At 35.7% G+C, this 15,992-nt stretch carries 12 protein-coding genes; 1 reads left to right on the top strand and 11 read right to left on the bottom strand.

The genetic code is table 11. From position 1 onward, the window contains the following. Positions 1-159: 159 nt before the first annotated feature. The 11 genes from AACZ92_RS06420 to AACZ92_RS06370 form a co-directional block, all read right to left on the bottom strand. Positions 160-342: a hypothetical protein gene (locus AACZ92_RS06420; protein ID WP_339698598.1), complete on the bottom strand. Its 183-nt coding sequence runs from the start codon at positions 340-342 to the stop codon at positions 160-162. A gap of 70 nt (positions 343-412) precedes the next feature. After that, the gene (locus AACZ92_RS06415; RefSeq protein ID WP_339698595.1) at positions 413-604 is read right to left on the bottom strand and encodes a hypothetical protein; all 192 of its coding nucleotides are present in this window, start codon (positions 602-604) and stop codon (positions 413-415) included. 111 nt (positions 605-715) lie between these two features. Further along, a complete protein-coding gene (locus AACZ92_RS06410) occupies positions 716-4,639 on the bottom strand; it encodes a two-component regulator propeller domain-containing protein (protein WP_339698592.1) in 3,924 nt (1,307 codons plus the stop codon). A gap of 94 nt (positions 4,640-4,733) precedes the next feature. Next, complete coding sequence (locus AACZ92_RS06405; protein WP_339698589.1) at positions 4,734-4,979, bottom strand: DUF6095 family protein; 246 nt, start codon at positions 4,977-4,979, stop codon at positions 4,734-4,736. After that, positions 4,976-5,788: an N-acetylmuramic acid 6-phosphate etherase gene (gene murQ, locus AACZ92_RS06400; RefSeq protein WP_339698586.1), complete on the bottom strand. Its 813-nt coding sequence runs from the start codon at positions 5,786-5,788 to the stop codon at positions 4,976-4,978. Before murQ ends, AACZ92_RS06405 begins: the two co-directional genes overlap by 4 nt. 37 nt (positions 5,789-5,825) lie before the next feature. Then, complete coding sequence (locus tag AACZ92_RS06395) at positions 5,826-6,632, bottom strand: DUF4249 domain-containing protein (RefSeq protein WP_339698583.1); 807 nt, start codon at positions 6,630-6,632, stop codon at positions 5,826-5,828. A gap of 3 nt (positions 6,633-6,635) precedes the next feature. Continuing rightward, positions 6,636-8,996: a TonB-dependent receptor gene (locus tag AACZ92_RS06390; RefSeq protein ID WP_339698580.1), complete on the bottom strand. Its 2,361-nt coding sequence runs from the start codon at positions 8,994-8,996 to the stop codon at positions 6,636-6,638. Between the two features lie 78 nt (positions 8,997-9,074). After that, positions 9,075-11,303 carry an NADP-dependent isocitrate dehydrogenase gene (locus tag AACZ92_RS06385; RefSeq protein ID WP_339698577.1) on the bottom strand — a complete coding sequence of 743 codons (2,229 nt, stop codon included), beginning with the start codon at positions 11,301-11,303 and terminating at the stop codon, positions 9,075-9,077. 154 nt (positions 11,304-11,457) lie between these two features. Continuing rightward, positions 11,458-11,811 carry a carboxymuconolactone decarboxylase family protein gene (locus tag AACZ92_RS06380; RefSeq protein WP_339698574.1) on the bottom strand — a complete coding sequence of 118 codons (354 nt, stop codon included), beginning with the start codon at positions 11,809-11,811 and terminating at the stop codon, positions 11,458-11,460. Beyond that, entirely contained in the window at positions 11,801-12,640 is an 840-nt protein-coding gene (gene tatC / locus AACZ92_RS06375) for a twin-arginine translocase subunit TatC (protein WP_339698571.1), read from the bottom strand. The genes AACZ92_RS06380 and tatC overlap by 11 nt, the downstream gene beginning before the upstream one ends. Then, positions 12,640-13,605: a KpsF/GutQ family sugar-phosphate isomerase gene (locus AACZ92_RS06370; protein ID WP_339698568.1), complete on the bottom strand. Its 966-nt coding sequence runs from the start codon at positions 13,603-13,605 to the stop codon at positions 12,640-12,642. The genes tatC and AACZ92_RS06370 overlap by 1 nt, the downstream gene beginning before the upstream one ends. A gap of 192 nt (positions 13,606-13,797) precedes the next feature. Between AACZ92_RS06370 and recQ the strand changes: the two genes are divergently transcribed. Continuing rightward, complete coding sequence (recQ, locus tag AACZ92_RS06365; protein ID WP_339698565.1) at positions 13,798-15,990, top strand: DNA helicase RecQ; 2,193 nt, start codon at positions 13,798-13,800, stop codon at positions 15,988-15,990. Positions 15,991-15,992: the final 2 nt, after the last annotated feature.

Here is a 15,992-nt window from a genome sequence, read left to right as displayed (position 1 = left end):
GGTCGCCGCCTTCTTATAAAGCCCCTCATCATTTGATGAGGGGCTTTTTTTATGCCTAAGAATTAAACATAGAGACTAATAATTTTGTCCCCTAATAAATATTGTTTCTTCATTTGACCATAGATTCTTTGTTCAAGTCTACAACAAAAATGATTCTAATTAATCTCTAAATGTTTCTTTAGTAATTAACCTAACCATTGGGGTAATACTTTTTGGGGGATTAGGCCCTTCAAATTTTATTGAAATTGTATCTTTTTCAGAAATTACCTGTAAAGAACCTATAGCACCATCATCGCAACCGGGACATCCGTTTATTTTGGGTAAGGCTCTTATGGAGTCCAATAGAAATGCTTGTCTTATCTGTTGCCAATCTTCTGTTGTGAGATTGATGGTGTCTTTTTTATCTTTTAGTTCAGGACTGGGTATTAGCTTTTCCAGGTGTTTTAATAATTTCCTTGATCTTTTTATTTACAATAAAGGAGTAATCGCAATATCCTTGACACATCGCTGAAGCGTACTCGAGTTTAATTTCGGTAAATGTTTCTTGCTGATTACAGGAATTGCTTCCGTAAAGCGTTAGGAAAAGTATTATACGTAGCTTCATATCTTGACATTTTATAGTACTGGTATAAAGCTATAAAATGCTTTGCCTTAATTTATTAAGATATGTTTCAGAAGCTATTACAAATGTTGCAAAAACAATAACATTTTTTGCTTATGTCTGTTTAAGCATATATTCAGTCGGGGTACAACCATATACTTCCTTAAAGCAACGGGTAAAGTATGATGGAGAGTTAAAGCCTACTTGATAAGCAATTTCCGAAGTACTGCTATCGGCTTCTTTAAGTAAAGCGCCTGCCAACTTCAAACGTTGTAATCTAATAAACGTCGTTGTATTCATACCAACAATGGAGGTCAGTTTGCGGTGCAGTTGGGTACGGCTCATGTGCATGAGCCTTGAAAACTCTTCACTAGTAAGTTCAGGGTTTGTAATGTGTTTGTCCAGTACCTCCTGCATACGGTTTAGAAAGTTTGTTTCGGTAGAGGTAATGGCAAGCTCTGGGTTTAGTTCAAACGTTTTACCGAAATGTTCTTTCAGTTTTTGCCTGCTTTCAATCAGTTTTTTAACTCGTACACGTAGTTTTTTAATACTGAAGGGTTTTGTGATGTAGGCATCAGCCCCGGTTTTAAAACCTTCAATTTCATTTTCTTCACCAACTTTTGCCGTTAACAGGATGATAGGGATGTGGCTTGTCAGCTCATCACTTTTTAGCGTATTACACAGTTCTATTCCATTGGTTAAGGGCATCATTATATCGCTGATAATTAAGTGTGGGAGTTCTTTTTTTGCTTTGTTAATTCCTTTTTTGCCATTTTCCGCAGTGAATACTGTATAAGCCTCATTGAGGTTAGAAGCGATATAATCTTGAATTTCAAGGTTGTCTTCAACGACCAATACAGAATAAGTAGGAGTGTCTTTTTTAAGTGTTTTACACTGAGTTGCTTTGGTTTCAGTACTGTTTTTATCTTTTTTGTAGATTTCACTTTCCATAAAAGCATCTTTGGTTATGGGTAAGGTAACGCAAAAAGTTATTTCATTAACATCATTTTCAGAAGCCGATATAGTGCCTCTATGTAGAACAACTAACTCTTTTACAAGTGCAAGTCCAACTCCCATCCCTTCTGAAGATGAGTCATTTTGATGGAAGCGTTCAAACAGCTGTTTTAAATCCGTTTTTTTAGAATCACTTTTCACATTACTTACTGAAAGCGATACATTCCCTTCCTTTTCAAAAGCTTTAAATTGAATATTCGTATTAGTAGGAGCATACTTTACGGCATTAGACAAAAGGTTGGATACCGTTTTTTCTATTACATCAGTATCAAACCAAGCTTCTTTTATTTCTTGAATATTATTTTCTATACTTTTTTCTTTACTTCTTGCTGTATATTGAAATGCTGCTGTTATTTGATGTAAAAGAATTGAAAGGTTTGCTTTTTTAACGGTTAATTTTACTTCGCCTGAATCGATCAACGATAAATCTAACATTTGGTTTACCAAGCGCATTAACCGGTTTGAGTTTTGTTGTATTAAATCGAGATCTTTTTTATCCTCTGGTCTTAATTTTTGTTTTTTCAATTGGTTTTCCACCGGCCCAGAAATTAAGGTTAACGGCGTCCGTATTTCGTGCGAAATATTGGTGTATAGTTTTGTTTTAAACTCGTCCAGTTTTTTAAGTCGTTCGGTTTCTTCGTGTTCAAGTCTTAATTGATTTTTAACGTTCCATCTCCATTTTAAATAAGCATAGAGTCCATACATTAGAAGCAAAACACAAATTATATAGATAATAATAGCCATTGTAGAAGCATACCATGGTTTTAAAATAGTGAAAGAATAGGAGGCAGGCGTGTTATTCCAAACTCCATCGTAATTACTGGATATTACCTGAAAGGTATAATCTTCTGGTGGTAAGTTGGTATAATGAGCTGTATTGTTATTGCCAGAAGCAATCCAGTCTTTGTCGTTATTAACAAGTTTGTATTTATATTGATTGCGTTCGGGTTGCGAGTAATGCAACGAAGAAAAGTTAAAGGTTAAGGTGTTTTTATTATAAGGTAGTTTCTGGTTAGGAACCATTTTTTTTTCCTCATTAAAAACCTCTAAACCAGTAATAACAGTTTTTGGCTTTTTGGGGTTAAAAGTTAATTGACTGGGTTGAAACCAATTAATGCCTTCCAATCCGCCAAAATAAAGCGTGCCTTTTTCATCTTTAAAATAGGCTCCTGTATTATATTCTAAAGCTTGTAATCCATCATAATTACTGTAGTTTTCAATCGTGGACCGGTAATTTGCATCGGTACTTATTTTTGTTAACCCTTGATTGGTGCTCAGCCAAAGATTGTTTTGACCATCTGGTAAAATACCATAGACCACATTGTTAGGGAGCCCATCTTTTTTGGTATACGTTTGAATGTTTTTTTCGGCTATGTTGTACAATTTCAGGCCGTTTCCATTAGTGCCTACCCAAAGCAAGTTTTTGGAATAGTACAAACATTTAATGTTATCTGGGATCGATTTAATTTTGGTAATGGAGTCTTTTGAAATATTCAACCTGTACAATCCATCGTTTTCTGTACCAATCCAAAGTGTGTTGTTGTCACCTTGCGCGACAGTACGAATATTGTTGGTCTGTAAACTTGAATTGGTTACATCAAATTTTTTTACAACTCCTTCTGTTTTATCATAAACAACAAGACCTTGATTTCGGGTGCAAAGCCAGAAGGTGGTTTTATCGCGTTTCAGTATTTTCCAAATGGTAAGATTTTCAGTGCCTTTACAGCTTGTAATTGTATCATCTTCATATAAGGTTTGTAACCCGTTATTTTGATGTCCAATTAAAAGATTACCGTTGTCCATATAAAGACTCATAACCCTATCGCCCGCTAAATTTGAGTTCTCTTGTGTAAAGGTTTTAAACTTTTTACCGGATAAAGATGCTTTGGTCAAACCTTTTCCTGATGTACCCATCCATATTGTATTGTCACTTACAACAATCGAACGAATTACATCCACGTGAATATTAGGAGGAGTTTGGTTGTTGGTAAGTACATTGAACTTAACCAAATTTTCATCATAAAAACTTAAACCTGCTCCGTCTGTACCCAGCCAAACAGTTTGGGTAAAATCTTTATAGAGGCATAGCACATCATTGTAATGAAGTGCATAAGGGTCGGTTTTATTTGCGGTAAAATTTTGAATGTATTTCTTTTCAAAATCTATTAAATAAGCACCATTTCCATAAGTTGCTACCCAAAGGCGTTGTTGGTTATCTAATAATAAATCTTGAATGTTTAAGTCTATCGGAAAGGGATAATTCTCAAACCCAGAGAAGTGTGAAAATGCTTTTTCCTTTGCTTTTTTGATAAATAGGCCTTTCCCATAGCTTCCAGTAAATAATGTAGTTTCTTCATATTTTGATAGGGCACTGAGAGTTGTATTTTGAAATAATTCATTTTCAAGAAAACCATAATTACCATCTTTAATTTGTAACAGCCCTTTTGAAGTAGAAGCAAGAATGGTTCCTTGCCATTCTATAATATCATAGCTGTTAAGCGAAAGATCCTCTTTTTTAAGAAGTTGTATCGTGTCTTTTGTAGTTGGATTAATTTTATAGAACCCATTTCCGTAGGTGCCTAAATAATATTCTTTTTTACTATCCTGAAAAAATACACTTGCACTTTTAATATCTAAAGCAACCTTAAACGAGTCTTCTTCTTCATGGTAAACTTCCAAAACTCCTGTATTGGAAACAATCCATAGCTTTCCTTCTTTGTCCACATAAATTTTACCAAGTTTACTAAAGGTTGGCCTTGTAATATCTTCAAACTGTCTATCGTAATGTGTAAACTTTTTACCGTTGTACTTATTAAGCCCGTCTTGCGTAGCAAACCACATAAATCCGGTGCTATCTTGAGCAATACTCACGACACTGTTTTGCGATAAGCCTTGTTTTACGGTCAATTCACGAAAAGAAACTTGCTTTTGGACCACCTCATTTTGTTGCGATAAAGTTTCTTTTGCACAAAATAGAGCCAATACAAAGCTAAGAATATATGTATATGTGAGAATACTTTTCATACCTAATTGATATATAAAGGTATAAAAGTATTTTTATAACATACGAAATGGAAGCTTTTCAGTTTTGTTTAGCTACTGAAGAAAATACGCTCTATTATTTTTTTTCACCGAAAAGAGCCTTAAGCATCCACTTTATTCCGTTAAAAAGAAGGTAGATGGTGGCGGCCATACCAAGAATAGCAAGGGGTAAAAGATAGTATAATGGGATTGTCTCTTTATTTAAAAACGCAAACGTAAAAAGATAGGTAGTTAAGACCAATAGTGGTAATGCAATGGCCAATCGTTTTAGGCCTTTAACGAGAAACTGTTTGTCGGTGTATTTTTGGTTGGTGTCTTTCAATTTTTGTAACTGTTTACTGCCTTACGTACATTTCCGTGTTGTTGTAATAGTTTTGAAGCTTCTTCTGAAGAAATATTCAATTCGCTCATAATCATTCTAGTACCGCGATCAACTAATTTATTATTGCTCAATTGCATATCGACCATTTTATTGCCTTTTACACGGCCTAATTGAACCATCGCAGCGGTGGAAATCATGTTCAATACTAATTTTTGAGCCGTTCCAGCTTTCATGCGAGAACTTCCGGTTACAAATTCAGGTCCAACGGTTACTACTACCGGAAATTTAGCTGTATTGGCTAATGGACTTCCTTCATTACAGGTAATGCAACCAGTGGCAATATTATTTTCGTTACACTTTTGCAATGCCCCAATAACGTATGGAGTGGTGCCTGAAGCCGCAATACCAATCACCACATCTTTTTCTGAAATATCGTGACTTTTAAGGTCGTCCCAACCTTGGTTTTCAGAATCTTCGGCAAATTCCACTGCATCTCGAATGGCTTTGTCACCTCCGGCAATCAACCCAATTACCATTCCGTGGGGGACTCCAAAAGTAGGTGGGCATTCGCTTGCGTCTACTATTCCTAATCGTCCGCTAGTACCAGCGCCTATATAAAAAAGACGCCCTCCGTTTTTAAGTTTTTCTGGAACAATTTCAGTTAGCATGGTTATTTCTGGAAGTGCTTTTTCAACCGCTAATGGGACTGTTTTATCTTCTTTATTTATGTTATGTAGTAGTTCAGAAACACTCATTTTTTCTAAATGATTGTAATGAGAATCTGCTTCGGTTGTTTTTTTAAAAGCCATACTGCAAATTTACAATACTTAAGAGAACTAATGTTTTTTATTGCACTGTATAATTTAAAATAGATGTTTCAGAAATACGAAAATAGCCCAATGGGAAATTATCAGGGTTTGTTTCATTTACAAGATTACCACGAACGGTAGCGGGTTGGGTTTCAAAAGGACCGCTGCTACTATCACTTCCTTGTTGCAGTAAAATAAACATAAAGTTATAGAATTGCTCATTTGCCCCGTGTAAGTAAAAAGTTACTTCGTCTCCAGTTTCTAAATCGTCAACCACATAAAAACCAAAAATGGGATTTCCATCAAAAAACTCATCATCAAAGACATCATACACGTCTCCTCTTTGAGAGAGACCTTCAAAAAAGTAATAATTTTCTATGTTAGCAGGATCGGTAAAAAATGCTTTTAGTTCAATACTTTCCCCATCAAAGCCACCATCATTTTGTTGTTCTACAAATTCTAAAGGAACAACCGTTTGCAATTGTTCTGTAGCGGAATACACTTCATCATTATAAACTACTTCAAGTGTGTAGTCAGTATTCGGTTGCGGATTAAAATCTTGATACTCATATAACCCCTCCGATGTGTTTTCAATAGTATAAACAGTTCCGTTTTCATCTGTGATGGTCACCGTTGCATCATTTACAGTATTAATTTCATTGTCGAAAAAAGGAATGGTCGTGCTTAATTTAACCCGTGCGACTGAAGAACCATTCTGGATGTTTTTGGTAATTTCAGCATCAATAACCAGCTTCGGCTTTCCTTCGTTTAAATCTACATCGACGACTTCTTCACACGAAGCGAACATTCCGAAGCAAATAATACCTATTAAAAATTTCTTCATCACCTAAAATTTAAAATTATACGTTACAGCGGGAATAATGCCAAAAATGGACAAACGGACTGCTTCATTACGACCAATATCAGTGTTTTCACTAAACGAAATAGAAGCAGCGTTCATTCTATTGTACACATTATAAATACTAAAAACCCATTCGCCTTTCCATCTTTTTTGGGAGTTAGGCTTCGGTTTCCATGTTGCCGAGAGATCTAAATGATGAAAACTACTTAAACGACTGCTATTTCTAGCTTCATAAACTGGTATTGTTAAATCATTAAATTCATACTGCCCGTTTGGAAAGGTAGTAGGTTGCCCTGTTTGAAAGATAAAATTAGCCCCAAAAGACCATTTGTTAGATAACTCGTATTGAGCGGTTATAGAAATATCGTGGGTTTTATCCCAAGGAGAATTATACCATTGGCCGTTGTTAATACCAATTTCTGCAGGTGTTCTTCCGGGTGTGCGTTGTTCACTTTTTGATAATGTGTATGCAATCCATCCCTGTAATTTCCCTTCATTTTTTCTAAATAAAGCTTCCAATCCATACGCTCTTGCTTCACCACTTAGCAAAATTTGTTCTACTGCATTGTTGGCAATCAAATCGGCACCGTCTACATAATCCAACCGATTGTCAATGGTTTTGTAGAAGCTTTCAATTTCAAATGAATAGTTGTTGAACTTTTTAAAATAACCTACAGCTACTTGATCAGCCAATTGTGGTTCTATGTATTTTCCGCTTGGGGCGTAAATATCAAAAGGGGTAGGAGCAGTGGTGTTGCTTATTAAATGAATATACTGCGCCGTCCTGTTATAACTAGCTTTTATAGAAGATGTTTCATTTAATTGATACGCAACGGAAAAGCGCGGTTCTAAATTGGCAAAGCTCTTTATAGTCTCACTTCTACTAAAAGAAACCGTATCAATAGGCGTTGCTTTTTGATAGATATCTAAATTCTCATCGTAGGCAACTGGATTATCGTTTGCATAGATATTTAATTCATCTTGCCCCAATCTATTAAATGTTGAAAGTCGTAAACCGGCTTGTATAGCAAGTTTATCGGTCAGTTCTATTTCGGCTTCTGCGTAGACAGCATTTTCAAAAGCGTATTTATCTGTCAATTTAAAAGGGTTAATCCCTGAACTTTCGGTAGTGGGTTTTATATCTCCAGGATTGAATTTGTAGTAAATGCTATTCAAACCGTAGCGCAATTCGATGTTATTTGAAAGAAAATGTGTGAAATCGTATTTCAGATTGAAATTTCGAATACCGCTGTCAAAATCAAATTCTACGAAACTCAGTTCTAAGCCGTAATAATAATCGGAATAGATTAGTGAGAGGTTAGAGAATAATTTTTCAGAAAAAAGATGATTCCATCGTAGGTTTAAAGTTGTATTTCCGAAGCTATTGGAAAAGCTATCAGCAATATCAAAAACATCTCTCCCAAAATACCCTGACAGAAATAGTTTATTGTTTTCATTCAGGTTATAACTAATTTTTGTGTTTAAATCGTAGAAATACGCCACGTTTTCATTATCAAACAAGGGTAGAAAAAGATGGGCATAGCTGCTACGACCGCCGACTAAAAAGGAAGCGGTATCTTTTTTTATAGGACCTTCTAACAACAAACGACTCGCTACTAGACCAATACCGCCAGTCGCACCAAATTTACGTTTACTTCCATCTTTTTGATAAATATCTAATACCGAAGAAACGCGTCCGCCATATCGCGCCGGAATGCCCCCTTTGTAGAGTGTAAGGTCTTTTATGGCATCAGGATTGAAAACCGAAAAGAAACCAAATAAATGATCGCTGTTGTAAAGCGTAGCTTCATCTAACAAAATAAGGTTTTGATCGGCCGCTCCGCCACGCACGTTGAATCCGCTAGAACCTTCGCCAGCTCCCGTAACTCCAGGAAGTAATTTTATAGATTTAATAACATCTTTCTCACCTAAAACCACCGGAATTTTTTTAATGGTACTAGCTGAAAGCCTATTGATACTCATTTCAGGCTTTCGGATATTTAATGCTTCTACATCCGATTTTATCAAAACTTCATCTAGTGATTCGGTGTTGTTTTCTAAAAAAATATTGTTTTGAATATTTTCTGAAAGCGATATCGTCTTTTGTTGAGTGGCAAAACCAAGGCTACTGTAATAGATTTCATATTCCCCTTCAGGTAATGTTATTGAATAATATCCATATTCATTAGTTGTGGTTCCTGTTTGTTGAGAAGGAATAAGAATATTTACTCCAATAAGCGTTTCACCACTTTCCACTGCAGAAACTGTTCCGCTGAGAGTGAACTTTTCTTGAGCAAACAAAGAAATGGTGGCAAGAAAAAAGTAGAATAAAAATAATTTTTTCAAGTTTAATGATGAGTTTATGATTGATGAAAAAAAAAAGAGCCTTCAATTTATTTTGAAGACTCTTTTTTTTAAAACGGATTATTTAATTTCCGAAAGAATGCTGTTCAGCGTTTTGCTGGCGCGCATTTCTTCGAAAACCCTATCTCCATTTGGTTTATAATAGCCATTTATATCAACTGGGCTGCCTTGAGCCGCATTTAATTCACTCACTATCTTTTCTTCGTTTTCAGAAAGTTTTTTGGCAATAGGAGTAAAGCGATTTTTAAGTACGTCGTCTTTATCTTGATTTGCCAATTGTTGTGCCCAGTACATCGCTAGATAAAAGTGACTGCCACGATTATCTAATTCATTCACCTTTCTAGAAGGCGACTTTTTATTGTCTAAGTACATTTCAGTAGCTTCATCTAAAGCTTCGGCTAGTACTTTTGCTTTTTTATTGTTGTATGTATCACCTAAATGATCTAATGAAACTGCTAGGGCCAAAAACTCACCTAAAGAATCCCAGCGAAGGTGTCCTTCTTCTATAAACTGTTGAATATGCTTTGGAGCAGAACCACCAGCGCCAGTCTCAAACAATCCTCCACCGTTCATTAACGGAACAATAGAAAGCATTTTTGCACTCGTACCTAATTCTAAAATTGGGAAAAGGTCGGTTAGATAATCACGCAACACGTTTCCAGTAACTGAGATTGTATTTTCACCGGCTTTTACACGTTCTAACGTATATTCGGTTGCTTTTTCAGTAGAAAGAATTTTTATATCTAACCCTTCAGTATTATGCTCTGGGAGGTATTGGTTTACTTTCTTAATTAATTCGGCATCGTGAGCTCTATCTTCATCTAACCAGAAAATTGCAGGCCATCCAGTTGCACGAGCTCTGCTCACAGCTAATTTTACCCAGTCTTGAACAGGTAAATCTTTAACTTGACACATTCTCCAAATATCACCTTCAGAAACGGTATGTTCCATTAGAGTATTTCCGTTTGTATCTACGATGCTTACTTTTCCTTCTGAAGAAATTTCAAACGTTTTATCGTGCGAACCATATTCTTCGGCCTTTTGAGCCATTAACCCAACATTGTTTACCGTTCCCATTGTGGTAGGATCGAAGGCGCCGTGTTTTTTACAGAAATCGATGGTCGCTTGGTATAAAGGTGCATAACTGCTATCCGGAATAATTGCTTTGGTATCTTTAGTATCTCCATTTTTATCCCACATTTGCCCCGAAGTACGAATCATCGCTGGCATAGAAGCATCGATAATAACATCACTTGGTACGTGTAGGTTGGTAATACCTTTGTCGCTGTCTACCATGGCCATATCTGGATTCTCATCCATAATACGGTCAATGTGTTTTAAAATTTCATTGCGTTTTGCTTCAGGAAGATTTCCTATTTCACTTAATAAATCGCCAAAACCATTTTTAACGTCAACGCCTAATTCTTTAAAGGTATCGCCATATTTGTCAAACAATTCAGCAAAATAAACGCGTACTGCGTGTCCAAAAATAATAGGGTCGCTAACCTTCATCATTGTTGCTTTCATATGTAATGAAAACAAGACGTTTTTTTCTTTAGCGTCTTTTACTTGTTCCTCTAAAAAGGACAACAACGCTTTTTTACTCATATATGTGCCGTCGATTACTTCACCTTTTAATACAGGAATGGAAGTTTTTAAAGTCGTTTCCTTTCCATTCGTATCGGTATGTACAATGTTAACACTGCCTTCAGTATCAATAGTAACCGATTTTTCATTATGGAAAAAATCGCCCTGACTCATAGTCGCCACATGGCTTTTAGAGTCGCTGCTCCATTTACCCATTCGATGTGGATTTTTCTTAGCGTAATTTTTTACTGCTTTTGGCGCTCTACGGTCACTGTTTCCTTCCCGTAGTACTGGATTTACAGCACTACCTTTTACTTTATTGTAAAGAGATTGCACTTTTTTATCTTCCTCGGTTTTAGCTTCGTCTGGGTAATCGGGTAAGTTGTAGCCTTTAGATTGTAATTCGGAAATAGCTGCGTTTAACTGCGGAACGGAAGCACTGATGTTAGGAAGCTTAATAATATTAGCTTCTGGTTGTTTAGCAAGTTCGCCCAGTTCAGCCAATGCATCGTTTACACGTTGGTCTTCCTCTAAATAATCGGAAAACTGAGCTAAAATTCTACCAGCTAGCGATATATCGCGCATTTCAATTTTAATGTCTGAAGGAGCGGTATAGGCTTCAATAATAGGTAGTAAGGAATGTGTAGCTAAATAAGGAGCTTCGTCCGTTTTTGTATATATAATTTTTGCAGCTTTTGTCATTGCGATTGTTCGGTTTTTGGAGGTTAATCTTACATTTTCAGAATTGCAAATATAGCGATTTGACAAGGCTTTTAAAAGGCTGGTTATCTTATTGTTTTGTTAACTATTGATAGCTGTGCCAACCTTTTAAGCTGTTTTTCTGAAAATGGATTGGTTATTTTGATGCATTTTCTAAAGCGTCCCAATATTCATACGCTCTTCGTAAGTGTGGAATTACAATAGTACCACCAATAAGTAATGATACACTTAAGGCCTCTACAACTTCTTCTTTTGAAACATCAAGCTTATAGCAGGCTTCCAAGTGATACCGCACGCAATCATCACATCGTAATACCATAGAATTGCCCAAACCAATTAGCTCTTTGGTTTTTTTAGGTAATGCTCCTTCAGAAAAAGCATTGGTGTCCAGGTTAAAAATACGTTTGATAATCTTATTGTTATCTTGTAATATCGCGTCGTTCATTTTTGACCGATATGCATTGAATTCTTCTACAATATTATTTTCCATTTTTCTTAGCTTCTTTTGCTTGTTTACGGAGTACCGCTTTTGATATGTAAATACTTATTTCATATAAAATAACCACAGGAACTGCAACTATAACTTGACTGGCAATATCTGGCGGCGTTATCACTGCGGAAATGATTAATACAATTACTAATGCAAATTTTCTATATTTCCGAAGTATTTCGGGGGTTACTAACCCTACTTTGGTTAAAAAGTAAATAACAATAGGTAGTTGAAAAATTAGTCCGCTTGCTAACACAGAGGCGCGCACCAATGAAATATAACTACTTAAATCGAAATCATTAAAAACTTCTTCGCTTACTCGATAACTTCCTAGAAAGTTAATTGAAAGTGGCGTTATAACGTAATACCCAAATAAAACACCAATAAAAAACAAAAAGGAAGCTATAAAGATGAATCCTCTACTATTTTTTCGTTCATTAGGCATAAGTCCTGGACTAATAAACTTCCAGAATTCATAGACAATGTAAGGGAAAGCTACAATAATTCCTGCGGTAATGGAAGTCCAGATATGGGCTGAGAACTGCCCAGACATTGTTCTACTTTGAATACGAAATGGTAATTCATCAAAACAGAAACTGTCCATGCCTATAAATTGAGCAGCTTTACACAGTAATTTATAGGTAGGGAAATTTGCACTTTTCGGGCCAAATAATAAGACATCAAAGATAAAGTCTTTAGCAATAAAGGCTAGTGTAGCAACGATGACTACGGCAACAGTTGAGCGTATTAAATGCCAGCGAAGTTCTTCCAGGTGGTCCAAGAAGGACATTTCCATTCCAGAGTTTGGGTTTTCAAGTTGTTTTGCCATTAAATAATGCCTTCTTTAGTAAGGTTGTGAATGTGAACAATACCCGCATACTTCCCATTTTTTTCGGCTAATAACTGCGTAATACCAAAATCGTCCATCGTTTTAATAGCCTCAACGGCCATTGCATCGTTTTCAATTTTCTTCGGATTTTTGGTCATAATATCTTTTGCTGTTATCCCTTTTAGGTTGTCCATTTTGCTTAACATCCTACGTAAATCGCCGTCAGTGATAATTCCGATAATAGTTCCGTTTTCAATAACAGCAGCGACCCCAAGCATTTTTTCTGAAATTTCAACAATAACGTCTTTAAGTTCTGTGTCAGGGTGTACTTGTGGTTTTTCATTCAACGAAGTAAGATCGCTTACCCGCAAGTATAATTTTTTTCCTAAAGCTCCTCCTGGGTGGAATTTTGCAAAATCTTTACTAGAAAAGCCACGTAAATCTAATAATGCCATTGCTAAAGCATCACCAATTACTAATTGTGCCGTGGTACTTGTAGTAGGAGCAAGATTGTTAGGGCAAGCTTCTTTTTCAACATAAGCGTGCATTACATAGTCTGCTTTTTTACCTAAAAAGGAATCTTTATTAGAGGTTATGGCTATGAGTTTGTTATCACTTGCTTTAATTAGCGGAACGAGCACTTTTATCTCAGGTGTATTCCCACTTTTAGAAATACAGATAACAGTATCGTTTTTAAGTATAGTCCCTAAATCGCCGTGAATAGCATCTGCAGCATGCATAAATATGGCAGGCGTTCCAGTAGAGTTTAAAGTGGCAACTATTTTAGTGGCAATATTTGCACTTTTGCCTATTCCTGTAATAATAACCCTACCTTGAGAGTTAAATATATAGTCTACTGCAGCAGCAAATTCAGCATCAACTAAAGGTGCTAAATTTGCAATAGCTTCACTTTCAGTCTCTATAGTTTTTTTTGCTACAGAAATAATTTGTTGTTCTTTGTTCAAATTTTAAGCTTTTGAATGTTTGAAACTGTTTCAGAAATTAGTATATTGAAAATGCAAAATGCACTAACTGGCTTAAACTTCTGTTTAAAGATACGTTTTACATTGTTGGTTGCAAAATTACAATTGTTCCTGTGTTATGGCAATTTAATTTTACTTCCTTTTTATATTAATAATTAAAATTTATATAGCAGCGTGACCGATACCGAATTATACGCAGCACTCAAACAACATTTTGGATTCAGTGCTTTTAAAGGACTTCAAGAAGAAGTAGTTAAAAGTATTCTTGGTGGTAATAATACCTTTGTTATTATGCCAACAGGAGGAGGGAAATCTCTTTGTTATCAACTCCCCGCATTAATTCAAGAAGGAACTGCCATTGTAGTTTCTCCTTTAATAGCATTGATGAAAAATCAAGTGGATGCTCTACGTTCTCTTTCTTCTGAAGAAGGAATTGCCCACGTACTAAATTCTTCATTAAATAAAACCGAGGTAAGAAAAGTAAAAAGTGATATCGAAAACGGTATTACAAAATTACTTTATGTAGCCCCGGAGTCGCTTACAAAAGATGAATACGTTAACTTTTTACAATCGCAGACTATTTCTTTTATGGCGATTGATGAAGCGCATTGTATAAGCGAATGGGGACACGATTTTAGACCTGAATACAGAAATTTACGAAAAATTATTGAGCGCATAGGGGATAATATTCCCATAATAGGACTGACGGCAACGGCAACCCCGAAAGTACAAGAAGATATTTTAAAAAACTTAAGCATTCAAGATGCCAATACGTTTAAAGCTTCTTTTAATAGACCTAACCTGTATTATGAAATAAGGCCGAAAACGAAAAGTGTAGATGCAGATATAATTCGTTTTGTTAAAAAGAACGAAGGCAAAAGCGGAATTATTTATTGTCTTAGCCGAAAACGGGTAGAAGAACTTGCCCAAACTCTACAGGTAAACGGTCTAAAAGCTGTACCGTACCACGCAGGTTTAGATGCTAAAAAGAGAGTGAAACATCAAGATATGTTTTTAAAGGAAGACACCGATATTGTGGTGGCTACCATCGCTTTTGGTATGGGTATAGATAAACCCGATGTGCGATTTGTAATACATAACGATATTCCTAAAAGCATTGAAAGTTATTATCAAGAAACCGGTAGAGCAGGTCGTGATGGAGGAGAAGGACATTGCTTGGCTTTTTACAGTTATAAAGACATTGAAAAACTTGAAAAATTTATGAGTGGAAAGCCAGTTGCCGAACAGGAAATTGGTCATGCCCTCTTACAAGAAGTTGTAGCATTTGCTGAATCATCTATTTCTCGTAGAAAATTCATTCTTCATTATTTTGGTGAAAAGTTTGACAATAAAACTGGAGAAGGTGGTGATATGGATGATAATATGCGCTACCCTAAAAAGAAGCACGAAGCTAAAGAAGACGTGTCCTTATTATTAAGTATTGTAGAAAAAACCAAACAACAGTATAAAGCAAAAGAAGTAGTAAATGTGCTGGCGGGTAAAGCCAATGCGATGATTAAATCGCACCGAACAGATACACAACCTTTTTTCGGTGCAGGAAAAGAAAAAGAACCTTCTTACTGGATGGCTCTTTTACGTCAGTTATTAGTAGCTAGATATATACGAAAAGATATAGAAACCTATGGTGTAGTTAAGTTAACCGACAAAGGAAGAGATTTTATGCAATCTCCTTCTAGCTTTATGATGACAGAAGACCACAGCTTTAAAGAAGCTAATGATGATGCTATTGTTACCAATCAAAAAGCAGGAGATTCAGCAGATAAAAATTTGTTTAGATTATTAAAAGCTGAACGTAAAAAAGTGGCAGATAAAAAGGATTTGCCACCATTTGTTATTTTTCAAGATCCTTCGCTAGAAGACATGGCGTTAAAATATCCTATTACCATGGATGAGTTGTCCAATGTTCATGGAGTAGGGGAAAGCAAGGCGAAAAAATTTGGTAAAAGTTTTATCGCTTTAATTGAGCGATATGTTGAAGAAAATGACATTCTACGTCCCGATGATTTTGTGGTAAAGTCTACAGGAACTAATAGTGCCTTAAAACTATATATTATTCAAAATGTAGATAAAAAACTTCCTTTAGATACTATTGCGAACGGAAAGGGATTGGATATGAATGAATTCATTAAAGAAATGGAAGCGATAGTTTACAGTGGTACTAAACTGAATATCGATTATTGGCTTGAAGATATTTTAGATGAAGATCAGCAAGAAGAAGTACACGAATATTTTCTAGAAGCTGAAAGCGATAAGATAGACGAAGCCATGGAAGAGTTTGATGGTGATTATGATGAAGAAGAATTACGCCTTTACCGAATTAAATTTATAAGTGATGTGGCTAATTAAAG

The organism is uncultured Marixanthomonas sp. (genome assembly GCF_963974425.1).
Lineage (GTDB): Bacteria > Bacteroidota > Bacteroidia > Flavobacteriales > Flavobacteriaceae > Marixanthomonas.
The sequence above is the reverse complement of the archived record's forward strand: the minus strand, read 5'-3'. Positions and strand labels throughout refer to the sequence as shown.